At 55.4% G+C, this 26,870-nt stretch carries 25 protein-coding genes and 1 pseudogene; 15 read left to right on the top strand and 11 right to left on the bottom strand.

Features of this window, described 5'->3' with window-relative positions; translation table 11 throughout:
• Positions 1-14 precede the first annotated feature (14 nt).
• Positions 15-929, bottom strand: a complete 915-nt coding sequence (locus Q5705_02355) for a DMT family transporter (protein ID WLI77427.1) — start codon at positions 927-929, stop codon at positions 15-17.
• Positions 930-1,102: 173 nt separating this feature from the next.
• Between Q5705_02355 and Q5705_02350 the strand changes: the two genes are divergently transcribed.
• Entirely contained in the window at positions 1,103-1,978 is an 876-nt protein-coding gene (locus tag Q5705_02350; GenBank protein WLI77426.1) for an AraC family transcriptional regulator, read from the top strand.
• 8 nt (positions 1,979-1,986) lie between these two features.
• Here the strand turns inward: Q5705_02350 and Q5705_02345 are convergent, their stop codons facing one another.
• Together Q5705_02345 and Q5705_02340 are read right to left on the bottom strand one after the other, a co-directional pair.
• Complete coding sequence (locus Q5705_02345; GenBank protein ID WLI77425.1) at positions 1,987-3,468, bottom strand: PhoPQ-activated protein PqaA family protein; 1,482 nt, start codon at positions 3,466-3,468, stop codon at positions 1,987-1,989.
• 157 nt (positions 3,469-3,625) lie between these two features.
• Positions 3,626-4,801: a benzoate/H(+) symporter BenE family transporter gene (locus Q5705_02340; GenBank protein ID WLI77424.1), complete on the bottom strand. Its 1,176-nt coding sequence runs from the start codon at positions 4,799-4,801 to the stop codon at positions 3,626-3,628.
• Between the two features lie 152 nt (positions 4,802-4,953).
• Between Q5705_02340 and Q5705_02335 the strand changes: the two genes are divergently transcribed.
• Together Q5705_02335 and Q5705_02330 are read left to right on the top strand one after the other, a co-directional pair.
• Complete coding sequence (locus tag Q5705_02335) at positions 4,954-5,517, top strand: XRE family transcriptional regulator (GenBank protein WLI77423.1); 564 nt, start codon at positions 4,954-4,956, stop codon at positions 5,515-5,517.
• Between the two features lie 44 nt (positions 5,518-5,561).
• Positions 5,562-7,520 carry a U32 family peptidase gene (locus Q5705_02330; protein WLI78949.1) on the top strand — a complete coding sequence of 653 codons (1,959 nt, stop codon included), beginning with the start codon at positions 5,562-5,564 and terminating at the stop codon, positions 7,518-7,520.
• Positions 7,521-7,552: 32 nt separating this feature from the next.
• Here the strand turns inward: Q5705_02330 and Q5705_02325 are convergent, their stop codons facing one another.
• From Q5705_02325 to Q5705_02310, 4 genes are all read right to left on the bottom strand, one after another.
• A complete protein-coding gene (locus Q5705_02325; protein WLI77422.1) occupies positions 7,553-7,762 on the bottom strand; it encodes a hypothetical protein in 210 nt (69 codons plus the stop codon).
• 167 nt (positions 7,763-7,929) lie between these two features.
• Positions 7,930-8,058, bottom strand: a complete 129-nt coding sequence (locus Q5705_02320) for a DUF2474 domain-containing protein (GenBank protein WLI77421.1) — start codon at positions 8,056-8,058, stop codon at positions 7,930-7,932.
• The gene (gene cydB, locus Q5705_02315; GenBank protein WLI77420.1) at positions 8,058-9,068 is read right to left on the bottom strand and encodes a cytochrome d ubiquinol oxidase subunit II; all 1,011 of its coding nucleotides are present in this window, start codon (positions 9,066-9,068) and stop codon (positions 8,058-8,060) included. The genes Q5705_02320 and cydB overlap by 1 nt, the downstream gene beginning before the upstream one ends.
• Positions 9,068-10,471, bottom strand: coding sequence for a cytochrome ubiquinol oxidase subunit I (locus Q5705_02310; protein WLI77419.1), 1,404 nt, complete (start codon positions 10,469-10,471; stop codon positions 9,068-9,070). Before Q5705_02310 ends, cydB begins: the two co-directional genes overlap by 1 nt.
• 248 nt (positions 10,472-10,719) lie before the next feature.
• Between Q5705_02310 and Q5705_02305 the strand changes: the two genes are divergently transcribed.
• The 7 genes from Q5705_02305 to Q5705_02275 all read left to right on the top strand — a co-directional run bounded on the left by Q5705_02305 (position 10,720) and on the right by Q5705_02275 (position 18,086).
• Positions 10,720-12,138 carry a PLP-dependent aminotransferase family protein gene (locus Q5705_02305; protein WLI77418.1) on the top strand — a complete coding sequence of 473 codons (1,419 nt, stop codon included), beginning with the start codon at positions 10,720-10,722 and terminating at the stop codon, positions 12,136-12,138.
• A 161-nt stretch (positions 12,139-12,299) separates the two neighbouring features.
• Positions 12,300-13,442, top strand: a complete 1,143-nt coding sequence (ydcS, locus tag Q5705_02300) for a putative ABC transporter substrate-binding protein YdcS (GenBank protein ID WLI77417.1) — start codon at positions 12,300-12,302, stop codon at positions 13,440-13,442.
• Between the two features lie 17 nt (positions 13,443-13,459).
• Positions 13,460-14,473, top strand: a complete 1,014-nt coding sequence (locus Q5705_02295; GenBank protein ID WLI77416.1) for an ABC transporter ATP-binding protein — start codon at positions 13,460-13,462, stop codon at positions 14,471-14,473.
• Between the two features lies 1 nt (position 14,474).
• The gene (locus Q5705_02290) at positions 14,475-15,374 is read left to right on the top strand and encodes an ABC transporter permease (protein ID WLI77415.1); all 900 of its coding nucleotides are present in this window, start codon (positions 14,475-14,477) and stop codon (positions 15,372-15,374) included.
• On the top strand, positions 15,364-16,152 hold the full coding sequence (locus tag Q5705_02285) for an ABC transporter permease (GenBank protein ID WLI77414.1): 789 nt from the start codon (positions 15,364-15,366) through the stop codon (positions 16,150-16,152). The genes Q5705_02290 and Q5705_02285 overlap by 11 nt, the downstream gene beginning before the upstream one ends.
• Before the next feature lie 23 nt (positions 16,153-16,175).
• Positions 16,176-17,600: an aminobutyraldehyde dehydrogenase gene (gene patD / locus Q5705_02280; protein WLI77413.1), complete on the top strand. Its 1,425-nt coding sequence runs from the start codon at positions 16,176-16,178 to the stop codon at positions 17,598-17,600.
• Positions 17,601-17,864: 264 nt separating this feature from the next.
• A complete protein-coding gene (locus tag Q5705_02275) occupies positions 17,865-18,086 on the top strand; it encodes a hypothetical protein (GenBank protein WLI77412.1) in 222 nt (73 codons plus the stop codon).
• 32 nt (positions 18,087-18,118) lie between these two features.
• Here Q5705_02275 and Q5705_02270 read toward each other — a convergent pair whose 3' ends face one another.
• A complete protein-coding gene (locus tag Q5705_02270) occupies positions 18,119-18,556 on the bottom strand; it encodes a hypothetical protein (protein ID WLI77411.1) in 438 nt (145 codons plus the stop codon).
• A 233-nt stretch (positions 18,557-18,789) separates the two neighbouring features.
• Here Q5705_02270 and Q5705_02265 point away from each other — a divergent pair, with 233 nt between their 5' ends.
• Positions 18,790-19,077 (top strand): hypothetical protein, encoded by a 288-nt coding sequence (locus tag Q5705_02265; GenBank protein ID WLI78948.1) that lies wholly within the window; start codon positions 18,790-18,792, stop codon positions 19,075-19,077.
• Between the two features lie 228 nt (positions 19,078-19,305).
• Complete coding sequence (locus Q5705_02260; protein ID WLI77410.1) at positions 19,306-19,479, top strand: GhoT/OrtT family toxin; 174 nt, start codon at positions 19,306-19,308, stop codon at positions 19,477-19,479.
• Here the strand turns inward: Q5705_02260 and Q5705_02255 are convergent.
• A pseudogene (locus Q5705_02255) lies at positions 19,462-19,596 on the bottom strand (aromatic alcohol reductase). The gene Q5705_02260 and the pseudogene Q5705_02255 sit on opposite strands and share 18 nt — an antisense overlap.
• A 109-nt stretch (positions 19,597-19,705) precedes the next feature.
• On the opposite strand from Q5705_02255, the gene Q5705_02250 reads away from it, so the two are divergent.
• The 3 genes from Q5705_02250 to Q5705_02240 all read left to right on the top strand — a co-directional run bounded on the left by Q5705_02250 (position 19,706) and on the right by Q5705_02240 (position 21,448).
• The gene (locus tag Q5705_02250; GenBank protein WLI77409.1) at positions 19,706-19,879 is read left to right on the top strand and encodes a GhoT/OrtT family toxin; all 174 of its coding nucleotides are present in this window, start codon (positions 19,706-19,708) and stop codon (positions 19,877-19,879) included.
• 64 nt (positions 19,880-19,943) lie between these two features.
• Positions 19,944-20,705, top strand: coding sequence for an alpha/beta hydrolase (locus tag Q5705_02245; GenBank protein ID WLI77408.1), 762 nt, complete (start codon positions 19,944-19,946; stop codon positions 20,703-20,705).
• Between the two features lie 50 nt (positions 20,706-20,755).
• Positions 20,756-21,448 (top strand): hypothetical protein, encoded by a 693-nt coding sequence (locus Q5705_02240; protein ID WLI77407.1) that lies wholly within the window; start codon positions 20,756-20,758, stop codon positions 21,446-21,448.
• A gap of 269 nt (positions 21,449-21,717) precedes the next feature.
• Here Q5705_02240 and Q5705_02235 read toward each other — a convergent pair whose 3' ends face one another.
• Both Q5705_02235 and Q5705_02230 read right to left on the bottom strand, forming a co-directional pair.
• The gene (locus Q5705_02235; GenBank protein WLI77406.1) at positions 21,718-23,892 is read right to left on the bottom strand and encodes a virulence factor SrfC family protein; all 2,175 of its coding nucleotides are present in this window, start codon (positions 23,890-23,892) and stop codon (positions 21,718-21,720) included.
• On the bottom strand, positions 23,889-26,870 hold the full coding sequence (locus Q5705_02230; GenBank protein WLI77405.1) for a virulence factor SrfB: 2,982 nt from the start codon (positions 26,868-26,870) through the stop codon (positions 23,889-23,891). Before Q5705_02230 ends, Q5705_02235 begins: the two co-directional genes overlap by 4 nt.

The following is a 26,870-nucleotide window of genomic DNA, read 5'->3' as shown; positions in this document are numbered from 1 at the left end:
CAGGCGGCGATATTTCAACAGGCACCCATGTTCCGCCGCGCCAGACGCCCGCCCAGCCAGTTTTCCGGGCGGGTAAACATCACCAGATTGCCGGTCAGGATCAGCAACAACCCGGCAATCCCGTTCAGATGCCAGACGTACCCTTCATAAAAGGTCGAGATACTCAGCGCAACCAGCGGAAACAGCAGGGTGCTGTAAGCCGCTTTGCTCGGGCCAATGCGACCAACCAACGTAAAGTACGCGCCAAAGCCAATCACCGAGCCAAAAAATGCCAGATAACCCAGTGCGCCGAGGTAACTTGCCGTCCACTGCGGCGTAAAATCATCACCGCGCATTAGCCCAATCGCGCCCATAATCAACGTCCCGTAGAGCATCGCCCAGCTATTGGTAGTAATGGTTTCCAGGCCTTTACGCTGGTGACGCAGGCTAATCATATTGCCAAACGAGAAGCCCAGCGTACCCAGCGCCGACAGGCCAATGCCGAGTAACAGTGTGTTGCTCCAGCCGCTGTTCACCAGGTCTTGCCAGAACAGCGTCACAATGCCCGATAACCCCAGCAGTGCGGCGACAAAAAAGCGCGCAGGGGGCTTTTGTCCAAAAAACAGGAAACTATTAACGGCATTAAACAGCACGGCCATTGAAAAAATTACCGACTCCAGCCCGGTATTTATCCACGCCGCGGCGGTGTAAAAGCACCAGAAGTTGAAGCCGAAAACGCACGCGCCCTGTAGCAGGCAAAACAGATGATCGCGGAGCGGCAAATTGCGCAATTTGCGCCGTGCCAGCAGCATCAGCATCATGGCGGCGGTGGCGAGGGCGAAACGCCAGAAAATAGATACCGGAGCCGGTACCGGGCCTTGCTGTAAATAAATCGCAATCCAGGTGGTGCCCCAGATAACCACCACCAGACCATACAATAACGCGTTCATATTGATTCCCGATCTCTTTAACGAACGGCTATTGTCGCCACGCGCGATGCGTCTGGCTTGCACCGGGTTGCGCGGGAGTTGCATATTCTTGCGCTTTTCTTTACACAACGCTGGTATCCCATGTCAGCTATTCATAGACTGGGGTTCTGATTGATAAATGATAATTACTGCGAATGCCTGACACCTACGACGCCTTTGAAAACCTGCGCAAACATAACGCCGTCTTGCACAATTCGGTGGCGCTCAATTCCGGCATCCAGTTGGCCGCGTGGTCAAACAAACGCGATAACATCACGCAATATTGCAACCACCATACCCTCAGTCTTTATATTGCCGACGGCTATGAGAGCTACCACAAAACAGCATATGGCTGGAAAAACGGCGGCGGGCCGGATCGCTTCTGCCTGATGCCAAAAGAGAGCGAATCGATGTGGGACATCCGCGATACGCTGTCGTTTGTGCACCTTTACTGCACCGATGAACACCTGCGCGATGTTGGCGAAAAAGTGTGGGATCGCAGCCCGGCAATGTTCACGCTCGATGAAAAAACCTTTTCACAGGATGCGAGCATCACCGCGCTCTACCGCCAGTTTTTGCTCGGCTGCGACTGGCAGCAAAATGCCAACCAACTGACGCTGAGTACCGCCTCAACGCTGTTACTGACGCACCTGGTTCAGCACTACAGCAATGTGCAGTGGCAACTGCCGACCGTCACCGGCGGGTTAGCGCCCGTCGCACTGCGCAATGTGCTGGAGTATATCGATGCCCACCTCGGCGAGGCGCTGCTGCTTGTGGATCTGGCCGCGCAGGTATCGCTCAGCGAATACCATTTTGCGCGTATGTTTCGCCAGTCGATGGGCGTGGCTCCCCATCAATTTGTGATGCAGCGCCGCATGGCGCGCGCCAAAGATCTGCTACTCAACAGCGATGAACCGCTGACCACCATTGCGCTGGCCTGCGGTTTCAACTCTGCCAGCCATTTCAGCAACCGTTTTAAAGCCGCGAAAGGGGTGGCGCCATCGCAATTACGCGCGACGCGCCACGTTTAGCATGCCGGTCACTGCGCCACTGAGTTCAGCCCTCGTCCGGGCAGCGTCTGGCAAGCGTCACCTAATGCGGGTGGCGCTGTTTCAGGGTACTTTTCGTCCGGTGTGATATAGACCTGCGTTGTCGCCACGTACCCATCGCTAAATGTCGCCTCAACGTAGGTTGCCTGCCATCCACTTTCCGGTGTCGACAGCGGAATGTTGAGCGCTTTATTGCCAGAGGCAGGGCGGACAGGGGCTGAGGTATATTTCACGTTACAGGCAAAGCGAAAATCCCTGGCGACAGGGTTGGTGGCTGTCCACTGTAAAAGCGTTGTCGGCTTTTCGGAAAAACGCACTGACAGCATTTTTTTGCCACCGTTTCTCCCCTCAACATTTTCGGTAATTTCGGGAAGTTTTTTTCGCATCTGGAAACGGTTAACGAAGGTGATCAGCGACTGCTCCGACACGGACAATACGCTGTTATGCGTTGAGTTTGCCACCACCCGCAGGGACTTCTCGCCCGGTAACCGGCCATAGTAAAAACGGCTGTTATCAGGGACATAAAAATCATCTCCGCTGGCGTTAATAATGTATTTCTCCATCCGCAAACGATTGCTCAGATCGCTATGCAAGTACGCCAGCGGGTCCAGCAATCTCATCAGGCTGGCGACTTTATCCGTGGCAATCTGCTGATCTATGTTCTGTTTATAGTAGGGGAAAAAAGCGATCGGCCAGTTTTGACCATAAGTCCGGTACATGTGTTCAAGCGCTTTTCGGGTATTGAGCAGATCCATCACGAAGGGAACAATGGCTTCCACATCCGGGTCGGCGATGGCTGTCAGCCACGCGGTCCAGCCGCGCTTCGACGCGCCGGTGACAATAAATTTCGAAATCTTCTGTTGCGCCAGTTCTCTCTTCGCCAGCCGGAACGCCTGCGATACCGACGCGGACATGGGCACCTGAAGAGGCGCATCCTGGTAACGTTTAATGTCACCGATAAACAGTTTCCAGGTATACGCCACACTGTCATCTTCGGCCAGCGGGGTGGTGACGCCCTGATAATGAAGAACCTGATTAGGCACATTACTGACAGAAATCACCACCGTTCGGGTGGCTGTCGCTATCCGTGTTAATGCTTCTTCTTTGAAACTGGTGGGTGCCAGAGGGCTGCCGGAACCATTGTCATTGCTGCCGTTATTAATGGCGACAAGGGCATATTTTTGCCGCGCTGAATCAGGAATATAGATATCCACCTGATTCTGCCAGCGTTCCGGCGTGACAACACCCTGCGGCGACCACGTCTGCGAATTGAGGGTGTATCGCTGTAACATCACGCCGGGAAGCTGTTTTTTCTCCAGCAAAGAGTAATCGAGAGGCATCGAAGCAAGGGACTTTCGGTAATCAGAAATCACATGCGACAGATCAGGACGATGGCTCTTTTCTTCCGGCGACAACGCCATACAGGCCGACGGGATAGAGAGCATGGCAAGGGAATAAGCTTTAATTTTCACAGGTAAACTCCTTTTGAATCACATTAATAAAAACGAATTCATTACAAGTCTGTTTCTGGAAAAGACATGTTATCGGGAGCGTTACTTCACAAAGCTAAATTTTTCTGTGCGAATTATGAGCAGATGAGAAAGGGAAGTCACTCATTTATTTTGTTAATCATTGCGCGCGATGCATAACACTTAACGCACCATAGCAGATACCGCCCATCACCAGCCCCCAGAAGGCCGAGCCGATGCCAAGCAGCGTTATGCCGCTGGCGGTCACCAGAAAAGTGACAATTGCCGCGTCGCGATCCGTCTCTTTCACCAACGCCTGGTGCAAGCTGCCGCTGATAGTACCGAGTAGCGCCAGCCCGGCCAGTGTCTGGATCCAGCTCAGCGGCAGGGCAGCCAGTAGCGCGGTGATTGAGCCGCCAAACACGCCCGCCAGCAGATAAAAAAACCCGGCGGCAGCTGTGGCTAACCAGCGTTTACTGGCGTCAGGATGGGCATCCGGGCTCTGGCAAATCGCTGCCGTGATCGCGGCAATACAGATGGAGTACACGCCAAATGGCGACAGCAGCAGAGCCAGCGCACCGGTAAAAATCATCAGGGGCGAAACGGCAACGTGGTAACCGGCTGCCTGCATAGTGGCGAAACCGGGCGCGTTCTGCGACGCCATGGTGACCAGAAAAAAGGGAATACCGATGCTGATAAGCGAGGGCCAGTGAAAAACAGGGGCAGTATAGACCGGTGCAGCCAGCGCAAAACTCATCTCCCTCGTCACAACCTCGCCGTTGAGATAAGCCACCACCGCGCCGACAATCAGCGTGGCAATAATCGCATAGCGTGGCGCAAACACTTTTGCGAGTAGCCAGGCCAGCACCATGCTGCCGCACAGTGCAAAATCACTTTCGAGATGGCTAAAAGCCTGCAAGCCGAAGCGCAATAAAACCCCGGCCAACATCGCCGCCGCCAGCGTATGGGGAATGATTTTCATCAGTCTGGCAAATAAACCCGTCACGCCGCAAAGCACAATCAATCCATTGGCGAAGATAAAAATACCGACCGCTTCATTAAGCGATATGCCCTGCAAACTGGTCGCCAGCAGCGCAGCGCCTGGCGTGGACCAGGCCGTAAGCACCGGCATGCGATACCACAAACTGAGTGCCAGCGTACTGACGCCCATAGCGAAACCGAGCGCCGTCATCCAGCCGCCAATTTGCGCGGCGCTGGCACCCGCCGCAGACGCGGCTTGCCAGATAATGGCGGCAGAACTGGCGTAACCAACCAGCACGGCGACAAACCCGGCCAGCACGCTGGTCACAGGCAGGGCGGGAAAAACAGGGCGCATGGGTTATCCTTGTGCGTTATAACATCCGAAAAAGTTACCACTGAGCGCTATAACGTACAAGCCTGATTCCTTAAGGATAATCTCACGAGTTTTACTCTCCAGAATAGAAACGCTGCGGTATACTCCATCCGTTTTTATTTCCCGGAGGCGGTATGAACATCGCAGATTATCTGGCAAAAACATTAAAACTCCTGCGTCAGGAGCGGGGCTGGAGCCTGTCGCGGCTGGCGGAGGAAACGAGCGTATCAAAAGCGATGCTCGGGCAGATAGAGCGCAATGAATCCAGCCCGACGGTAGCGACACTGTGGAAAATCGCCACCGGACTGAACGTTCCGTTCTCTACCTTTATTGCCCCGCCGGAGAGCGAAACTCCGCATCCCTACGATCCCGATCGGCAGGCGATGGTGATCACGCCGATTTTCCCGTGGGATGAAAAACTGCACTTCGATCTCTTCTCGATTACCCTCGCACCCGGCGCACTGAGCGAGTCCACGCCCCATGAAAAAGGGGTGATTGAGCATGTAATTGTGATAAACGGCGTGCTGGATATGTGCATCGGCGGGCAATGGAAGCAGCTAACGGCGGGAAACGGTGTGCGATTTGCCGGTGATGAAGCCCACGCTTATCGCAACAGCTCTGCGCAGACGGCGCATTTTCACTCGCTTATCCATTACCCAAAAGAGAAAGCCGCAGGTGGTGAAACGTCCCGCTTGTGACTACAATAGCCGCCATTTTGCACATCATGGATAACGACGATTGTATGCGCCTGTACCCCCATCATCTTGAACTGTTAAGCCCGGCCCGCGATGCCGCCATTGCCCGTGAGGCTATCCTTCACGGCGCCGATGCAATCTATATCGGCGGGCCTGGTTTTGGCGCTCGTCACAACGCGGGCAACAGCCTGCGCGATATCGCCGAGCTGGTGCCGTTTGCCCATCGCTATGGCGCGAAAGTGTTTATCACCCTCAACACGATTCTTCATGATGATGAGCTGGAACCCGCGCAAAAACTGATTGGCGATTTATACCAGGCCGGCGTCGATGCGCTGATTGTGCAGGATATGGGCGTGCTGGAGCTGGATATTCCGCCGATTGAACTACACGCCAGTACCCAGTGCGATATCCGCACGGTGGAAAAAGCCAAATTCCTTTCCGAGGTCGGTTTCAGCCAGATTGTGCTGGCGCGCGAGCTGAATCTCGACCAGATCCGCGCCATTCATAGCGCCACCGACGCCACCATTGAGTTCTTTATTCATGGCGCGCTGTGCGTGGCTTATTCCGGGCAGTGCAATATCTCTCATGCGCAAACCGGGCGCAGCGCCAACCGCGGTGACTGCTCGCAGGCGTGCCGTTTGCCGTACACCTTAAAAGACGATCAGGGCCGCGTAGTGGCATATGAAAAACACCTGCTGTCGATGAAAGACAATGATCAGACCGCCAACCTGGCAGCGCTGATCGACGCCGGTGTGCGCTCCTTCAAAATCGAAGGGCGCTACAAAGATATGAGCTATGTGAAGAACATCACCGCCCATTATCGCCAGATGCTGGACGCCATCATTGAAGATCGCCCGGAACTGACACGCGCCTCAGCGGGGCGTACCGAACACTTCTTTATCCCGTCGACGGATAAAACCTTCCATCGCGGCAGCACCGACTACTTTGTTAATGCGCGTAAAATCGATATCGGTGCGTTCGATTCACCGAAATTTATCGGTCTGCCGGTGGGTGAAGTGCTGAAAGTGGGCAAAGACCACCTGGATGTCGAAGCGACCGAACCGCTGGCGAACGGCGATGGCCTGAACGTGCTGGTGAAGCGCGAGGTGGTCGGTTTTCGCGTTAACGTGGCGGAAAAAACCGGCGAAAACCGTTATCGCGTCTTTCCGAATGAAATGCCCGATGCCCTGAAAACCCTGCGCCCGCACCATGCGCTGAACCGCAACCTTGACCACAACTGGCAGCAGGCGCTGCTGAAAACCTCCAGCGAGCGGCGCATTGGCGTTGATATTGAGCTGGGCGGCTGGCAGGAACAACTGATCCTGACGCTGACCAGCGAAGATAGCGTCAGCGTCACCCATACGCTGGAAGGGCAATTTGACAACGCCAACAACGCCGAAAAAGCGCTGGAAAACCTGAAAGAGGGTCTGGCGAAGCTGGGGCAGACGCGCTATTACGCGCAAAACGTTGACATCACTCTGCCGGGCGCGTTATTTGTGCCAAACAGCCTGCTGAACCAACTGCGTCGTGAAGCCGTCGAGATGCTGGAAGAGGCGCGGCTGGCAAATTATCAGCGCGGCAGCCGTAAACCGGTAGCGACGCCCGCACCGGTTTACCCGGAAACGCATTTGTCATTCCTCGCCAATGTTTATAACCATAAAGCGCGTGAATTTTATCACCGCTACGGCGTGCAGTTGATTGACGCAGCCTTTGAAGCGCACGAAGAGAAGGGCGATGTGCCAGTGATGATCACCAAACACTGCCTGCGATTTGCGTTTAACCTCTGCCCGAAACAGGCGAAAGGCAATATTAAAAGCTGGCGCGCCACGCCGATGCAACTGGTACACGGCGATGAAGTGTTGACGCTGCGTTTTGATTGCCGCCCGTGCGAAATGCATGTGGTGGGTAAGATTAAGAATCATATACTGAAAATGCCGCTGCCGGGCAGCGTAGTTGCCTCCATCAGCCCCGATGATCTGCTGAAAACTCTGCCGAAAAACAAATAGTAAAAGGGGTGGCTAAATACCACCCCTTTTCGTTAACGGTGTTCTTCCGGCAGCGGCGGTTTTTTATCGTCGTGCTTATGGTGTTTGTGCTTCGGCGGCGGGACGTCGCGCGGCGGCTTTTTATCTTTGTGGTGGTGCTGGGTTGCGTATTTTTCTGGCGGCACTGGCGGATGATCATCAGCAAATACCATGGAAGAGAAGCTCACTGCCAGAATGGCAGACATCAGTGCAATCTTTTTCATATCACATCGTTCCTCGCGTTGTTGCGTGAGGTCGATTTGACGCTAAAAAAATGGAGACAGTATGGAGCATCGCGCCTTCGGGATTATTCCTGGAGGTCTGCGGCAGTGTTGTGATGCACAAATAAACTGTCAGGCCCGGTGGCGTTACGCGCACCGGACTTGCAACGTTAATGAGATTTAAACCCGGCGGCTGACATCAACAACCGGAATACCATACTGACGGCGGCCAGCGCCAGTACGCTGCCGCCCCAGATAACCACCAGCCACATCAGCCGTTTCCAGAGGGGTTGTTTCATCAATGATACCCCTCGCCGTGCTGCACCTTGCCGCGGAACACGTAATAGCTCCAGAAGGTGTAGACCAGGATGATCGGGATAATCAGCAGCGCGCCAACCAGCATAAAGCCCTGGCTTTGCGGCGGCGCAGCGGCCTGCCAGAAAGTGATATCCGGCGGAATAATATGCGGCCAGATACTGATGCCTAGCCCGCTAAAACCGAGGAAAATCAGCCCCAGAGTCAGGACGAACGGACGTCGGTGTGAGTCTTCATTGCCCAGACAGCGCCACAGCCAGATGCTGAGCGCAATGACCAGCAGCGGCACCGGGGAGAAGAACAACAGGTTCGGCATACTGAACCAGCGTTCAGCAATCGCGCCGTGAGTCAGCGGTGTCCACAGGCTGATAATGCCGATCACAACCAGCATCGCCAGCAGCAACTTCTTCGCCGCACCACGCATTTTGCCCTGCAACGGTTCACCGCTTTTCATCACCAGCCAGCTTGCGCCAAGCAGGGCATAGGCGATCACCAGACCGACGCCGCAGAACAGGTTAAACGGGGTGAGCCAGTCGAGCGCGCCGCCGCTAAAAGTACGCCCGGTGACCTGGAAACCGTTGATAAACGCGCCAACCACCACACCCTGAGTAAAGGTCGCCAGCAGGGAACCCGACAAAAACGCTTTATCCCAGAACGGACGGTGCGCCTCGGTCGCTTTAAAGCGGAACTCAAACGCCACGCCGCGAAAAATCAGGCCAATCAGCATCAACGTCAGCGGGATCGTCAGCGCATCAATAATCACCGCATACGCCAGCGGAAACGCGCCAAACAGACCCGCGCCGCCCAGCACCAGCCAGGTTTCGTTGCCATCCCATACCGGTGCAACGGTGTTGACCATCACATCGCGATCGTGACCATCACGGGTCACCGGAAACAGAATGCCGATGCCAAGGTCAAAACCGTCCATCACGATATACATCAGCGTGGCGAAAACGATAATGACAAACCAAATTAACGGAAGATCGATGCCCATTATTTATCATCCTCATCAGCCGGGAGACGTTCACCTGCCGCAGAAAGCGGACGTGCCGGGGTGCCCTGGGTCGCATGTTCGTCGCTCACCTGTGGACCTTTGGTGATCAAGCGCACCATATAGCTGTAACCCACGCCGAAGACCGAACAGTAGACCACGAAGAAGGCCAGCAAACTGAGGCTCATTTGCAGATCGCCGTGGGCGGAAACCGCATCAACCGTGCGCAACAACCCGTACACTACCCAGGGCTGGCGGCCCACTTCCGTGGTCACCCAACCGGCAAGGATGGCGATTAACCCCGCAGGCCCCATCCAGAGCGCAAAATGCAAAAAGGGTCGCGATTGATAAAGCCGGTTTCTGAAACGCAGCCACAGCGCGGCGACGCCAAGACCAATCATCAACACGCCAAGCCCGACCATAATGCGAAACGACCAGAACACAATCGGCGAGTAAGGACGATCCTCTTTCGGAAAATCTTTTAATGCCGGAACCTGTTTATCCAGACTGTGCGTCAGAATAAGGCTACCCAGCGCCGGGATTTCCACGGCGTAACGCGTGCGTTCTTCTTCCATATCCGGCAGGCCAAACAGCAGCAGCGGCGTCGCTTCACCCGGCGGGTTCTCCCAGTGGCCTTCAATAGCGGCAATTTTTGCTGGCTGATGCTCGAGCGTATTCAACCCGTGCATATCGCCGACCATCGCCTGAATCGGCGCCACAACCAGCGCCATCCACATCGCCATGGAGAACATTTTGCGGATAGCCGGTGTGTCGTTGCCGCGCAGCAGATGCCAGGCCGCAGACGCGCCGACAAACAGGGCGCTACTGAGGAAGGCCGCAATCGACATATGCATCAGGCGGTAGGGGAATGACGGGTTGAAAATCACCGCGAACCAGTCCACCGGCACCACTTGACCATTTTCGATAGCGAAGCCCTGCGGCGTATGCATCCAGCTGTTTGACGCCAGGATCCAGAAGGTGGACATAATCGTGCCCAGCGCCACCATGCAGGTTGAGAGAAAGTGCAGCCCAGGGCCAACTTTATTCCAGCCAAACAGCATCACGCCGAGAAAACCCGCTTCCAGGAAGAAGGCCGTCAGTACCTCATAGGTGAGCAGTGGCCCGGTAATGCTGCCCGCGAACTGGGAAAAGCCGCTCCAGTTGGTGCCAAACTGGTACGCCATCACCAGACCGGAGACCACGCCCATGCCGAAGTTAACGGCAAAGATCTTCGACCAGAAGTGATACAGTGTGCGCCAGTCCGGGTTGCGGGTTTTCAGCCACAGACCTTCCAGGACCGCAAGATAGCTGGCGAGCCCGATGGTGATCGCGGGGAAGATTATGTGAAAAGAGACCGTGAAGGCGAACTGGATCCTCGCCAGGTAAAACGCATCTAGACCAAACATGCACATCCTCAGAATCAATGTTGTGGCGTTAATGTTAATGAGCGCACGCGCTAATTTGCAGAGACAATTAACGGCAATCTACGCATAACAGTTCTTTACAAGGTTATGGCAGGTTCTGAGATAGTCCAGACGAAGCGGGAAAAATTTTCTATAACAGTGCGGCGTTACCGCCGGGATAACACAAACTGATATAGCCACTGGCGGTGTGGCGTGCCATGATAGCGCGGTGTTTCTGTGACGTGAAAACCATGAAAAAATACCAGCGCCTGGCGCAGCAAATCAGTGAACAAATTGAGCTTGGCGTCTGGCGGCCGGGTGAAAAGCTGCCCTCGCTGCGCGAACAGGTTGCCAGCAGCGGGCTGAGTTTTATGACTGTCGGCCACGCTTATCAGTTGCTGGAAAGCCAGGGGCGAGTGATTGCCCGGCCGCAATCGGGCTATTTTGTTACGCCCACGCCCGGTTTACCCCGCGCTCCGGCGGCGCAGGTCATGCGCGATGAAGCCGTCGATATCAATACCTATATTTTCGATGTATTGCAGGCAAGTTGTGACGCCTCGGTGCTGCCGTTTGGTTCGGCCTTTCCTGACCCGAAGCTGTTTCCGATGCCGCAGCTTAACCGGTCGCTGGCGAAAGTAAGCAAAAGCGCGGCGGCGATGAGCGTGATTGAAAACCTGCCGCCGGGCAACAACCAGTTACGCCACACCATTGCCCGGCGCTACGCCCGCCAGGGCATGAATATTTCACCCGATGAAATCGTCATTACCGCAGGCGCACTGGAAGCGTTGAATCTGAGTTTGCAGGCGGTGACTGAACCGGGCGACTGGGTGATTATTGAAAGCCCCTGTTTCTACGGCGCGTTACAGGCACTCGAACGGTTAAAACTGAAAGCGCTGTCGGTGCCAACGGATGTGAAAGAGGGTGTCGATCTCGATGCGCTGGCGCAGGTACTGGCGGACTATCCGGTGAAAGCCTGCTGGCTGATGACCAACAGCCAGAACCCGCTCGGCTTCACCTTAAGCCCAGAAAAGAAAGCCCGGCTGGTTGAACTGCTGGCGGCGCATAATGTCACGCTGATTGAAGATGATGTTTACAGCGAGTTGTATTACGGGCGCGAACAGCCGCTGCCGGCCAAAGCCTGGGATAAACAGGATATGACGCTGCACTGTTCGTCATTTTCCAAATGCCTGGTCGCCGGGTTTCGCGTCGGCTGGGTTGCCGCCGGTCGCCATGCGCGGCGCATTCAGCAGTTACAACTGATGAGCACCTTATCGACCAGTTCACCCTTGCAACTGGCGCTGGTCGATTATCTCTCCACCCACCATTACGACGCCCATTTGCGCCGCCTGCGCCGCCAGCTTGCCGAGCGTAAACACCTGGCCTGGCAGGCGCTGTTACGCCATCTGCCACCGGAGGTGAAAATTTACCGTAACGAAAGCGGCTATTTTTTATGGCTGGAATTACCCAATGGGCTGGATGCCGGCGAGCTGAGCCAGCTTGCGCTGGCGCACCATATCAGCATCGCGCCGGGCAAAATGTTTTCCACCTCCGATAACTGGCGGTCCTTTTTCCGCTTTAACTGCGCGTGGGCGTGGGGTGAAAAAGAGGAGCGTGCCGTGATCCGCCTCGGCGAGCTAATTCGCCAGATGATGCAATCCTCCGGTCATTAATTTCCGCGCTTCGTTTGTTGTTATTCATATGAAATGTGAATAACAACACAGATAACGCGCTGAGCTAACCCTTTGCCTTTCCGCTACGTCTATTTTAAAAATAGGAGACATTTCTACGGCATGGCTGCCGCACATTCTTCATTCCGAAAGGAGTAAAAATAATGAGCAAGCAATTTGCCCGCAGCAGCCTGTGCGCGCTGAGTCTGACAATAATGACCGCGCACGCCGCCGAGCCAACCGACGTGGGAAAAGGAGAAGGGCGGCTGGATATTATCGCCTGGCCGGGGTATATCGAACGCGGCCAGACCGATAAACAGTACGACTGGGTCACCCCGTTTGAAAAAGAGACTGGCTGCGCGGTGAACGTGAAAACCGCCGCCACCTCTGATGAGATGGTGAGCCTGATGGCAAAAGGCGGCTACGACCTGGTGACCGCCTCCGGTGATGCCTCCCTGCGCCTGATTATGGGCAAGCGCGTGCAGCCGATTAACACCGCGCTTATCCCGAACTGGAACACCCTCGATGAAAAACTGGTGAAAGGCGCATGGTTTAACGTCGACGGCAAAGTCTACGGCACGCCGTACCAGTGGGGGCCGAACCTGCTGATGTACAATACCAAGACGTTTCCGACCCCGCCGGATAGCTGGGCCGTGGTGTTTGTGCAACAAAACCTGCCGGATGGCAAAAGCAATAAAGGCCGCGTCCAGGCGTATGACGGGCCCATCTATATCGCCGATGCGGCGTTGTATTTAAAAGCCACGCAGCCGCAGCTCGGCATTAACGATCCTTATCAGCTTACCGAAGCGCAGTATCAGGCCGTGCTGAAAACCCTGCGCGATCAGCATCAGTTGATTCACCGTTACTGGCATGACACCACGGTGCAGATGAGCGACTTCAAAAACGAAGGCGTGGTCGCGTCCAGCGCCTGGCCGTACCAGGCGAATGCGTTGAAAGGCGAAAACCAGCCGATCGCTACCGTGTTCCCGAAAGAAGGGGTCACTGGCTGGGCCGATACCACCATGCTGCACGCGCAGGCCAAACACCCGAACTGCGCCTACAAGTGGATGAACTGGTCGCTGACGCCGAAAGTGCAGGGCGATGTCGCCGCCTGGTTTGGTTCATTACCGGTGGTGCCGCAAGGGTGTAAAGCCAGCCCGCTTTTGGGTGACAAAGGCTGTGAAACCAACGGCTACAGCTTCTTTGACAAGATAGCTTTCTGGAAAACGCCGGTTGCTGAAGGGGGCAAATATGTACCTTACAGCCGCTGGACGCAGGATTACATCGCCATTATGGGCGGCCGTTAATCTGCCGGGAGCGAAGCATGACCTATGCCGTTGAGTTTCTGGATGTTTCAAGAAATTATGGTGACATCCGCGCGGTTGACGGTGTAACCATCGCCGTTAACGACGGGGAATTTTTCTCCATGCTGGGGCCGTCCGGCTCCGGCAAAACCACCTGCCTGCGCCTTATCGCCGGGTTTGAGCAACTGAGCGGCGGGGCGATCCGCATTTTTGGCCGCGAGGCGAGCGAACTGCCGCCCTGGCAGCGCGACGTGAATACCGTCTTTCAGGATTATGCGCTGTTCCCGCATATGTCGATCCTCGATAACGTCGCCTACGGGTTGATGGTGAAAGGCGTCGATAAAAAACAGCGCCACGCCCGCGCTCGCGAAGCGCTGGAGAAAGTAGCGCTCGGTTTTGTCCATACCCGCAAACCTTCGCAACTTTCCGGCGGCCAGCGCCAGCGGGTGGCGATTGCCCGCGCGCTGGTTAATGCGCCACGGGTGTTATTGCTTGACGAACCGCTCGGCGCGCTGGATTTGAAACTGCGCGAGCAGATGCAACTGGAGCTGAAAAAGCTGCAACAGGATCTCGGCATCACCTTTATTTTTGTTACCCACGATCAGGGCGAAGCGCTGTCGATGTCCGATCGCGTGGCGGTGTTCAACAACGGCAAAATTGAGCAGATAGATACCCCGCGCGAACTCTATCTGCGCCCGCGAACGCCGTTTGTCGCGGGCTTTGTCGGCACGTCCAATGTGTTTGACGCCGAACTGGCGAGCAAACTCTGCGGCATGAACGGCATCTACTCGTTGCGCCCGGAACATATTCGCCTTAACGCACCGGGGGAAATTGAAGTGAATGCCGTGGTGCAGGCGGTGCAATACCAGGGCGCGGCGACGCGTTTCGAACTGGCGCTGGAACAGGGGGAGAAATTACTCGTCAGCCAGGCGAATCTCTCCGATGCGCTATTGCCAGAAACCCTCGCGCCAGGCCAGCCGGTGCGGGTGTCCTGGTCGCGGGACGCGATGGTGCCGTTACAAGGAGCAGGGTGAAATGAGCCTGAGCGGTTTCTTCTGGCGTAAGCCACTGTTCGGGCTGCTGCTTTTGTTACTCGGCCCGCTGATGTGGTTCGGCATTGTCTACCTGGGTTCGCTGCTGACGCTGTTGTGGCAGGGTTTCTACACCTTCGATGATTTCACCATGTCGGTGACGCCCGATCTGACGCTGGCAAACCTGTATGCACTGTTCAACCCGGCGAATTACGACATCATTCTTCGCACCCTGACAATGGCGATTGCGGTGACGGTGGCGAGTGCCATTCTGGCTTTTCCGATGGCGTGGTATATGGCGCGCTATGCGGTGGGTAAATGGAAGGCTTTCTTTTATATCGCGGTGATGCTGCCAATGTGGGCGAGCTATATCGTCAAAGCCTATGCCTGGACCCTGTTGCTGGCGCGCGATGGCGTCGCCCAGTGGTTTTTAACGCATCTGGGGCTGGAGCCGCTGTTGTCCGCTTTTCTGACCTTACCTGTGGTCGGCGGAAGTACCTTGTCCACTTCCGGGCTGGGGCGTTTTCTGGTGTTCGTCTATATCTGGCTGCCGTTTATGATCCTGCCGGTTCAGGCCGCACTGGAGCGTTTGCCGCCATCGCTGTTACAGGCTTCGGCGGATTTAGGCGCGTATCCACGCCAGACATTCCGTTATGTGGTGTTGCCGCTGGCGATACCGGGTGTGGCGGCGGGGTCGATTTTCACCTTCTCGCTGACGCTGGGGGACTTTATCGTCCCGCAACTGGTTGGCCCGCCGGGCTATTTTATTGGCAACATGGTCTATTCGCAGCAGGGGGCGATTGGCAATATACCGATGGCCGCCGCGTTTACCCTTGTGCCGATGGTGTTGATTGCCCTTTATCTGGCGTTTGTGAAACGCCTGGGAGCGTTCGATGCACTCTGAGCGCGCACCGTTATTACTCAAAATCGCCGCCTGGGGCGGGGTTATCTTTCTGCACTTTCCGCTTTTGATCATCGCTATTTATGCCTTCAACACCGAAGACGCCGCGTTCAGTTTCCCGCCGCAGGGCTTTACGCTGCGCTGGTTTAGCGTGGCGGCGGCGCGAGGCGACATCCTTGATGCCGTGACACTGTCACTGCAAATTGCCGCTCTGGCAACGGTTATCGCCCTGATCCTTGGCACGCTTGCTGCAATGGCGTTATGGCGCAGTGAGTTTTTCGGCAAGAACGCTATTTCGCTGTTGCTGTTATTGCCGATTGCGCTTCCGGGCATTATTACCGGCCTTGCGCTGTTGACCGCGTTCAAAACCGTCAACCTGGAACCCGGTTTTTTCACCATTGTCGTTGGACATGCCACGTTCTGCGTGGTGGTGGTGTTCAACAATGTGATTGCCCGGTTTCGCCGCACCTCATGGAGCCTGGTGGAAGCGTCGATGGATTTGGGCGCCGATGGCTGGCAAACCTTCCGTTATGTGGTGCTGCCGAATCTCGGTTCGGCGCTACTGGCGGGCGGCATGCTGGCGTTTGCGCTTTCGTTTGATGAAATTATTGTCACCACCTTTACCGCAGGTCATGAGCGCACGTTGCCGCTGTGGTTATTAAACCAGCTTGGTCGCCCGCGCGATGTGCCGGTGACCAACGTGGTCGCGCTGCTGGTGATGCTGGTAACGACCATGCCGATTCTGGGTGCCTGGTGGCTGACCCGTGATACCGACAGATAATTAACCTGGAAAAGGACAGAACTATGCAACATCAACTGTTTATCAATGGAGAACTGGTTAACGGCGAGGGCGAGAAACAGGCCGTTTATAACCCGGCCACCGGTGATGTGTTGCTGGAGATAGCCGAAGCCTCTGCCGCGCAGGTGGATGCTGCCGTCAACGCCGCCGATCGCGCCTTTCACGCGTGGGGGCAAACCACACCGAAAGCACGCGCCGAATGCCTGCTGCAACTGGCGCAGGTGATTGAGGATAACGCCGACACCTTTGCGCGGCTGGAGTCGCTCAACTGTGGCAAACCGCTGCACTGCGTACTGAATGATGAAATCCCGGCGGTGGTGGATGTGTTTCGCTTCTTCGCCGGCGCCGCGCGCTGCCTGAACGGGCTGGCGGCTGGCGAGTATCTCGAAGGACATACTTCAATGATCCGCCGCGATCCGCTCGGCGTGGTTGCCTCCATTGCGCCGTGGAACTACCCGCTGATGATGGCAGCGTGGAAACTCGCCCCGGCGCTGGCGGCGGGCAACTGTGTGGTGATCAAACCCTCAGAAATCACGCCGCTCACCGCATTAAAACTGGCGGAGCTGGCGAAAGGTATTTTCCCGGCAGGCGTGCTGAATGTGCTGTTTGGCCGCGGGCAGACCGTCGGCGACCCGTTAACCGGGCATGAAAAGGTGCGCATGGTGTCGCTCACCGGATCGATTGCCACCGGAGAGCACATCATCGGCCATACCGCATCGTCAATTAAACGCACCCATATGGAACTGGGCGGTAAAGCGCCAGTAATTGTTTTTGACGATGCCGATCTCGATGCGGTGGTGGAAGGGGTACGCACATTCGGTTTTTATAATGCCGGGCAGGATTGTACCGCGGCGTGTCGCATTTACGCGCAAAAGGGGATTTATGACGCATTGGTCGAAAAACTCGGTGCCGCCGTGGCAAGCCTGAAGATGGGTGCGCCGGATGTTGAGTCAACCGAGCTTGGCCCGCTCAGTTCCGCCGCGCATCTGGCGCGGGTGGCAAAAGCGGTGGATGAGGCGAAAGCCCTCGGTCATATCAAGGTGGTGACCGGCGGTGTGAAACATAACGGCGCAGGTTATTACTATCAGCCCACATTGCTGGCTGGTGCAAAGCAGGAAGACGCGATTGTGCAGCGCGAAGTCTTTGGCCCGGTGGTGAGCGTCACGGTATTTGACGATGAGCAGCAGGTGCTCGGCTGGGCCAATGATTCGCAATATGGCCTGGCCTCATCGGTCTGGACGCAGGATGTCGGGCGGGCGCACCGCATGAGCGCGCGTTTGCAGTATGGCTGCACCTGGGTGAATACCCATTTCATGCTGGTCAGCGAAATGCCCCACGGCGGGCAGAAACTTTCTGGCTACGGCAAAGATATGTCGTTATACGGGCTGGAAGATTACACCGTGGTACGCCATGTGATGATCAAACATTAAGGCAAATACGCGCCACGGATGGCGGACAAAACCCCATAAAGCATGCGGTAAATCTTATCGTGAATAAGGGGACTATTGTTCCTGACCTAAAACTGATTTAATCATCAACAGCCATTAGCGGCATGGCGAAAATAATATTTTAAAAATACCGCAAACAGAGTTTTACCGGTTGGCCTCTTTCCACTGAATGCTGTCATAGAGCATTCATGGCGGCCGCCGATAATATCTGGCTTTTTAAAAAATCAGGCAGGGGAAAAAAGGCTAATGAGTAAAATCGTGGTCGTGCTAATACCCGGGCGCGCGTCAGCATTTTTGACGGTGGATGACGGCGAAACGTCGGTAACATGGGCGCTGGCAGGGGTTGAAGGCGGGGCGGCGAGCAGGAGCATGCCGATTGAGTCTTACTGGTGCGAAGGCGAAGAGTTCTTTTTTGCCCGCATGGAGAATAACCTGGCTGGCGAGCTTAGCGCTCCGCTGGCGCAGTAAAAAATAAGGGCTCGCAAGGGCCCTTATTTAATTCACCGCTTCAAAAAGATCTCGTTTTCACGTGGCGCCCAGTCTTTCTCTGAAAAATCATAAGTTGGCAGGAACTCATCTTTTACCCCTTGCGAGCGCAGCACGGCACGCACTTCCGCCGGTAAGTTCTCATCACGGAATAATTCCGCCAGTACAAACAGGGTATCGATAAAAGAGAGTTGCTTAACCTCAAAGGGCTTCCAGCCGGTACGTTTAAATATCAAATGATAGAGTGCTTCTTCCCCGGCGAGAGGCACAAAGCTGCTGGCATATTTTTCCCGATGGCGTGCAAGCAGTACTTCCAGAATAAAGATCTGCGCGATGCGCTGCCTGGCAGCCTGGCCCCGCGCGGTATCTGTGGTCATATCGATATGCGTTATGTCGTTGTTTTCACGCACCCGCATTTCAATGGCCTGCCACAGATCGTCATATTTCTGCATAACCTTACCTTGTTTTATCTTATGTCTATCTGGCGAAAAACAATAACAGAGAAGCGCCCGCGTCGCCAAATATAGCGGGGTAGAGTTAAGCGGTTTCGATATTAATAAGCAGGCTTAAGTTAAATCTCACGATAAAAATGATATTGGTGTGCTGATTTGCTTTTAATCAACACTCATTCACTGCATCAATAATAATGTGGAAACTCATACCTACGCAGGATAACAAAATGAAAATGTACGGAATGTTGTGGGGAGTTATTGCCGCTGCCAGCATGTTGATGGCGACAGAAGGGATGGCAAAAACAAAGGCGCTGTCTGATGCACAAGTGAAACAGGAGATTATTTCCGAATCTATTGCTCAGTACCCTGGCACATGCGCATGTCCGTTTAACCAGGCTCGAAATGGCAGTTCATGCGGTAAGCGCAGCGCCTGGAGCCGAGCGGGAGGGTATTCACCCATCTGTTATGCCGATGAGGTCAGCAAAGAGATGATTAAAGCGTGGCGTGAACGTCAGCACTAACATAGACCGCCAAACGCCTGATGGCGCTTTGCTTATCAGGCCTACGGGATCCTCAACCCTTGTAGGCCGGGTAAGGCAAAGCCGCCACCCGGCGTTTTTTACCCACTATCAGCGTGTTAAATCAAATTCCAGCTTCGCAAGATCCCTTCAGAAATTAAATAAACTTGATAAATGTCAACAATAAGAGCATATTGCGCACGTTTTGTTGCTTCTGGGTTAATGCTTGTTATGTCGTTATACCAAAAAATGTTGGTTTTCTACGTTGTCATGGCGCTTATCTGCGCGTTTATCACCTGGTTCTTGTCACACGATCGCAAACGCATCCGCCTGCTGAGCGCCTTTTTAGTCGGCTCAACCTGGCCGATGAGCTTTCCCGTCGCGCTGCTATTTTCTATTTTTTGACGTAAGCCATTGCCTGGCGGTGGTGGTTTCGATTCCCTGTCGGGCATTAAACGTGTCTGCTTTATTCCATGCCACACCGTCAGGGCGGGCAAAGGCGAGGCGATATTTCGCGCCGAGGCCATAAACGGTTTTCGTTATTACCCAAAGCGTGACGGCGCAAACGATAACGCGTTGAAAAATGAGGCAGCATAGTGAATGAATGTTTACCTAAGGACAGGGGCATACCATGGATCTCTACACCAAACTCCTCATTTTCTATGCTGTAATGGCGCTGATCTCCGCTGTCGTTACGTATTTTCTCGCCAAAGACAACCGCAAAATTCGCCTGCTTAGCGCCGTTCTGGTCGGCGCAACATGGCCCATCAGCTTTCCGGTGGCGTTATTGTTTTCACTGTTTTGACCTTGCTCGCAAACCCTCCCCAAAATACTGTATATAATAACAGCATTTCGTAAAGGGAGGTCAGATGGACAGTTTGTATTCACATCACGCGCAGGGCCACGTTCGCTGGCATTCTTTACCGGGTAAAGGCGACCCGGTTGTTTTTATTCATGGCCTGGGCTGCGCCTCATCGTTTGAATACCCACGCGTAGTCACCGATCCGGCTTTTGGCGGCAGACGCGCTATTTTGATTGACTTGCCCGGCAGCGGTTTTAGCGAACGACCCGCGAGTTTCTCCTATCGCACGTCCGATCAGGCAAAGGTGGTGGTTGAGCTTCTCGATCATCTGGGGCTGGATGCATTCTGGCTGTACGGCCACAGCATGGGCGGCAGTATCGCCATAGAAGTCGCTTCGCTTATTGTGCCGCGCATCAAGGGGTTAATCGTTTCTGAACCGAATTTTTTCCCGGGCGGCGGCCAGTACAGCCGCCAGGTTACCAGTATGGATGAAGCGGACTTTGTGACCTGTGGTTACGCCGCGATGCTGGCGCAGGAAGAAACCGCATGGGCCGGAAGCTTACAAAGCAATGCGCCCTGGGCAGTATGGCGGGGAGCGAAAAGCCTTGTTGACGGAATAGATCCCACCTGGATGACGCTGTTTGTCAATCTCCCGCGACCTAAATCACTCATTTTTGGCGAACTGTCACTACCGGATATGGACGCCGAATCTGTCGCGCAGCAGGGCATCGTTCTAAACGTGATTGCGCAAGCCGGGCACTCAATGTCGCTGGAACAGCCTGCGGCACTGGCGCAGGCGATTGGGGCGTTTATTGCACAGCATGAATAATTACTTCATCGATTAAGTCTTGTAGTTTATGACTGGCAAAGGAAGGCCAAATGTATTCGAACATTATTATCCTGGACAAAATGCATGCTGATCGGTTTCTCGCACTTACGTTAGACAATGCGTTAACCGGGGTCAGAGATGAAATGCTGGAACAGGCGAAAAATATTCAAGCTGGTGCCGCGAGGCTTGCGTTTTACGTAAGTTGTTTTACGACAAACTATCAAGATGTATGCGAAAAACAGAAGGCCGAAGATGTTCGATTTATGAGAGCTATAGTCAAACTGATCGGTAAGTCGAATGTCATTGAGCAGATGGTGCGGATTTACGTAGATCTATTGTTAAAGAATCTTACTCCTGAACGTATCCAGCGGATCAATAGAGAATTATTCAAACATGGGGCTACTTTTGCTTCCGGGTCAGTGACAAACCAGACCTTAGGAGGCGCGATCGTTGCGGCAGTCTGTTACTCCTTTAGCCTGAGCGTATCTATAGAGCGTGCGTTGTTACGATATAGCACGAGGGCCGTTATAATGACAGGTTTGTACAGCTATATACAGGATGCAGCTGATGCGGCTGGCCGACTCAAACAACAAAATGGCATTTACTATTACACGCTTTACGCTGAGACACTGGAAATGCTCTATTTTCTTATCGAGCCAATCATCAGCAGAAATTCAACGCTCAATCGGTTACCTTCGTCGGATGCCGAAATTACAGAAGCTATCATGCGAATAATTCGATGAAAGATTTTTTAAAGAGGTGGGTACGCTGGCAGCTTCACTATTTCATCAGCGTTATCGTATGCGTGCTGTTGGTCGTGGGGTTTGGCGCTCTGGCCGGTACGTTCTGGCCAACATATGCATGGGGCACGACGGCAATATTTACGCTCGTCATCATTGGTATTTCAGCGTGGCTGGGATAGTTTTCGAAAGCGAGCCAACGTGGAAGCGAAGCCAGCGTGTTGTCGCAAATATAAAGCCTGATTAAAAATCAGGCTTTATTGATGCATTTCTTACGGCAACAGCGCCTTCAGTTTTTCACGCGCGGCGGGGCTGACATCCAGCGGGTGGCGGTAGCCAATGTTTTCGATCGCCCGGTGATACAGCGCCACCAGCCAGTCGTAGACATAGCGGGTTGCGGCATGCACTGGCTGCTCGTTCAAACGGGTGAGGCGGGTTGTGCCCGTATCAACTGCGTCGGTGGCAAAAATGGTGCTGTTTTTCTGCACGCGGCTTGCCGGGCGGCTTTCTGGTGGCACGCCGGCAAAACCAAGCCAGGCGACAAAATTACCGATCGCCGCATGTAACTGGGCAGCGCAGGCGGTATCGCGCTGCATAATCGTCTGCAACTGCTCGGGCAGGTTCAGACGATAACTGCTGACAATCACGATCTCCGCCATCTGGCGCAGGGCGGTTGGGCTAAGGCCTAAACGCGCGGCGTTATCGTCGTTGCGGCTCCACTGGCGAACATGATTAACCCACAGCGCATGCGCCTGCTGTCCGACATCTTTCGCCACCGTCTGCGGTTCCGCGCTTTCGGCTGACTCAGCAAACAGATCGATCGCTTCATTAAACAGGCCGCTGACTTTCTCTTCCCGCGGCTGTTGCACCTTCCAGAGATTGTCGAACTGCTGCATATCCGGCATTAACCCTTCCAGCAGCTCGCCGTGCCGTGATGCGTGCCCCTGCAACTCACGCACCACAGATTCCGCACGGGTGCGCTGCGCTGCGGCATCCTGTTCCGCCGTAACAACCCAGGCTTGCAGCAAATCGCGCAGGGCGTGTTGATGGCGTTCGCTCAACGCCTGCAAACGTTGCTGACGCAGACCCGGCGTCGTCGCTTGTGCCAGCCACTCCAGCAAACGTTGCAGACTGCTGGCATCCAGCGCCTGTAACGTACCCCAGCGTTGACCCGGTTTGCCGATCAGGTGCTGCACGGTTTCATCCAGGTTTTGCGCCAGCGTAAAGCGCGCATCCTGCGGCGTAATGGCCCAGACCAGGCCCGGCAGCGCGGTTTCCTGGCCGGATTGCGTCTCTTTAACCCAATTCAGTAACGCCCGCGCCGTTGCCGCCGTTTCCGTACGCGTCAGCGTGGCGTTGCAAATCATCAGCACATCAGGTTGTAAACGCTGGCGATAGTTTTCCAGCAGCCAGTGGCATTTGCTGCGCCACAGCGGCTGACCATCCTGTGAGCCAGGTACGGGGATATCGAGAAAATCGACCGCCGATAACAGGCTGTTTTCCAGCGGCAGCACCAGTTCTCGGGTGATCAGGGCAAGGGTCGCGAGCGGAATGCTGACCGCATTCTGCAACTGCTCATTCGACCAGGGATGCACCACCACTTCATCCTGAATCAGTTCCTCTTCGCCAGCCGCTGGGGTTAAAAAACCGTCCGTCGGCAGCGCAAAGGTATCCACCAGGATACTGAGCGGCGCAGCAAGTTCAGCGGCGTTACCGGTCTGGTGCAACGTATGCGCCAGCGCCAACCACTGTTGTGTCAGCTCCTGTTGTTCACCCCACAACAGCGACCACGCGCTGGCGCGGGCGCTGAGATCCAGCGACGGTAGCAGGCTGGCAAACTGATACCACAACGCATCATCCATCTGTTGTTGCGACGAGGGCACAACAGAGCGCCAGAAGCGGGCGATAGCTCCAATCTCCTGCGCCGTAATGCCCGGCACCGCATTGGGCTGGCGCAGCGCGCGCCATTTGGCGACGCGATCTTCAATCACCGCTTTATCAACGCCACGCAAATCCGGCTGCTGATGCGCATGAGCGATGAAAATTTGCACCAGTTCCGCTTCGCTGATAATGCGCAGGCAGAGCGGGAAACCGTCGTCCATCGGCGAAACATGCTGGCTGAAACGCAACGCCATGCTGGTCAGCGCGTGGCCGGGGTTGATATGGGTAAAGTAATCCAGCGTTTTATCGCCCGGGCGCACATGCAGCCGCCCGTTACCGCTGCCGCACAGCGCGGCGAGCAAGTGGGCTTTTGCCGCTTGCGAATGACCATACAACCCAACGGTGCAGGGCGCGTCAAACGCGTCAGCCAGTGCCTGTTCTTGTGCAGCGGCAGTCGTCAGGCGCGCCAGCAGCGCGTCGGCATCATCATCCAGCAGCGGCGATTGTTGGCGGTTTTCGTTAATCCATGCCGTCAGTGCCTGGGTGGTTTTTACGCTTGCACTCATTTCAGGTACACACTCCCGCTGTCGATCCAGTAATGGCTCCCGCTATGACGGCGGTCGGCCAGCGTATTCAGTTTAAAGGTTAACGCATCGGCGGCGACCGGCGTGCCATCCTGTAACCAGGCTTCACTCAGGCTGAAGGACTCCGGCCCGAGATGTTTATTGCCGCCGCTAAATTGCAGACGCACATTCAACACGCCGTCCCCGGCGATGGTTTTGGCCAGCTCCTGCGAGTTGATGCTCAGCGTATAGAGCGGCGTCGCAGGCCAGCGGGCATTCGCCAGTTGGCGAAAACCGAGCGTCACATTCCCGCGCAGGGGGAAGTGTAACCGCGCATCCAGCTTCGCGCCGGGATTATCAAGATCGATATCGTGATACCAGATGTTCTCATCGCGCAGCGTATTAACCACATTATCCAGCACACCGAGATAGCGCACGGTGGAGTAAGCGCCAATATCTGCCGCTTTGAAATTAAAGCGTGGCAGACGCAGATCCAGCGCCAGGCTGCACAGCATCGCGCCGACGGCGGCGGTCGATTTCGGGTTGCCAATTTTGCCCTGCTGGCTAAACGGATACCACTCATGAACGCGGTATTTATCCAGCCAGACCATACGGTTAACCGGCACCGGTTGCAGGTGGCGAATTAACGCCTGCACGCCTGGCAAACAACCGGGTCGTCCGGTAATTAACAGCACGTCGCAGCAGTAGTGGCTGATGGCTTCGCACACCGCGTGCAGCGGGGCGGTGAGGGTAAATTGCCCGGCCAGCATCGCGTCCTGTAATTCGCGAAAATTGATTTGCAGCGGCACCGCCAGCACATCGAACTCCGCCGAACCGGCGGGCAGTGCATGATCGATCGCCTGTTTCAGGTAGTTCATCACATTGCGCGTCGGTTGCTGCTTGAGCAACTCACCGAACGTGGCATACAGCCCGGCTAACGGATCGTTAATGTCGCTCTCTTCCCAGGCCGCCAGAATCGCATGGCCGACGGGCATAAACAGTTGCAGGGTGGTTTGCTGGCGCAGCACCGCCTGGGTATCAATGCGACCGGAATCGCCAAACAGCGTTGCCATGATCGCCGCGGCATCGGTAATGCCCGCTTTTTGCATCTGCGTTTGCAGCGCCGGCAGCACGCAGCGCTGAATCACGTCTAACAGAACGTCGTCACCCGCCACTTTAAAGCCTTCGCGGAACAGCAGTTGCGGCGTTATTTTGACATTGCTGCCAGTACCATCATCTAACTGATAATGGGTGATCGCCATATCGGTCGTGCCACCGCCGATATCAATTGACGCGACGCGCAGGGAGCGGCCTGGCACCGCATCGGGCGCTTCCGGGCGATCCGGGCGGGCGAGGGAGGCGAAGAAGGTTTCGGTCTGCCCGGCAAAGCGGGAGATCGCTTCGTTATACAGCCACACTAACTGGCCGCAGCTTGCTTCGTCCCACTCCATCTGAATGTGCGGAACCGGCACCACGCTTTTTTCCTGCTGTTTGCGGTTGGCAAAATCTTCATCCTGCGGATGCCAGCCCATCGCTTTCCACACCAGCGCGATAGCTTCAAACATGCGGCGGCGGAAAATCTCGCGCTCCTGTTTCGGCATCGCCGATGGCAGGGTCAAAATAATAGTGCGTAACTGACGCGGCGACGCCGGGAAGCCTAAACGCAGGCGCGTGGCGACGCTGTTGATCTGCCCGAGCGCCTGCGATAACAATTCGCACAGCATATGCGTCATCAGTGTGCTGCGGCTGTACTGCGGTGAGAAAACCGGCAAACGTTCGTCGAGCGGCAGGCTGTAGAGCGGCTGACCTTCGTCGTTCATCAGGTTCATCAGCGGGAAAGCGGTCGCCAGCGGTTCACGCTGGGTTTTGTTGTTCATCTGGCTAAAGCGCCAGTCCTGCAATACCGGCGTTTCATCCCACAAATAACGGCGCGGGCTGGAAATCCCGCTGTTGCCTTCGGTGCCGACGCGCTGCATCGCCAGTTTGCGGGCTTCATCGCCCACACGCACGATAGACGGCCAGACAAACGCATCTTCACGCCCGCTCTCGACGGAAAAATGCTGCTTGCCGAAACGCGCTTCTGAAAACTCAAGGCGGCTGGTAAACAGCGGCTCATTGAGGAATTGCGGTTCGCTGAGCGAGCGCACCTGCAACTCTGCGGTCTGGCGCAGACCATCGTTCGCATCGCCGTGATCTTCAATGATCACGCCGCAGGTGTGCGTATTACCGACATCCAGAATCAGATCAACGGGGATCGCCGGAGTGCTCAGCGTATGAGTGACAATTTTCACTTCCGGTATCTGCAACTGCATACCAAGCAGCGACATCAGGTTCAGCCAGTGCGCCTGATACTCAAACCCACGCAGCGACTGGTTGATGTCGCGCTCGCTGCGGCTTTCATGTTGCGTGATGTAGTGCAAAAACGCTTCGCGCAGCCAGCCGTCAACCCAGGTTTGATCGAGAAAATCCGCCACTTCGTCATCGCGCCAGGCCAGCGAAAAACGGGTGCCGTTAAGAATATCGTTCTCCAGCGGCGCAAGGGCTGCCGGGGAGTTATCGTTGATTTGGCTGTCGAGCGCCAGTGCAACACGGTGTGTGTTTCCGGCGCTGTCCGGCTCGGGCAGTTTGCGGATTTGCACCCGCGCCCAGTTATCCGGCCCTTCCACAAAGGTGCGCGGCGGGTTAAAGCGCAGAAAGGGAACAGGCAACCAGACGCCGTCTAAAATCGACAAGGAGTATTGCAGCGAATGCGTGCTTTCCGGTTTCACCACTTCCGGCTGTCCGCCTTCGCGGTTGGGCAGGGTGTAGCGCTCGTTCACCAGGTCAAAGTCGAGCCGCAGGAGCGGGCCATTGGCGGTTTTACGCACAAAACGGCCGCTGTTGGCCGAATCCTGCGGCGTCAGGCCAAAATCAAGAAACTGCACGCCGCTATTGGCAATCAGCGTGACGCTTTGTTTGTAGTCGCAAAGATTAACCAACAT

Source organism: Kosakonia sp. H02 (assembly GCA_030704225.1).
In the GTDB taxonomy this organism is placed as follows: Bacteria; Pseudomonadota; Gammaproteobacteria; order Enterobacterales; family Enterobacteriaceae; genus Kosakonia.
The sequence above is the reverse complement of the archived record's forward strand: the minus strand, read 5'-3'. Positions and strand labels throughout refer to the sequence as shown.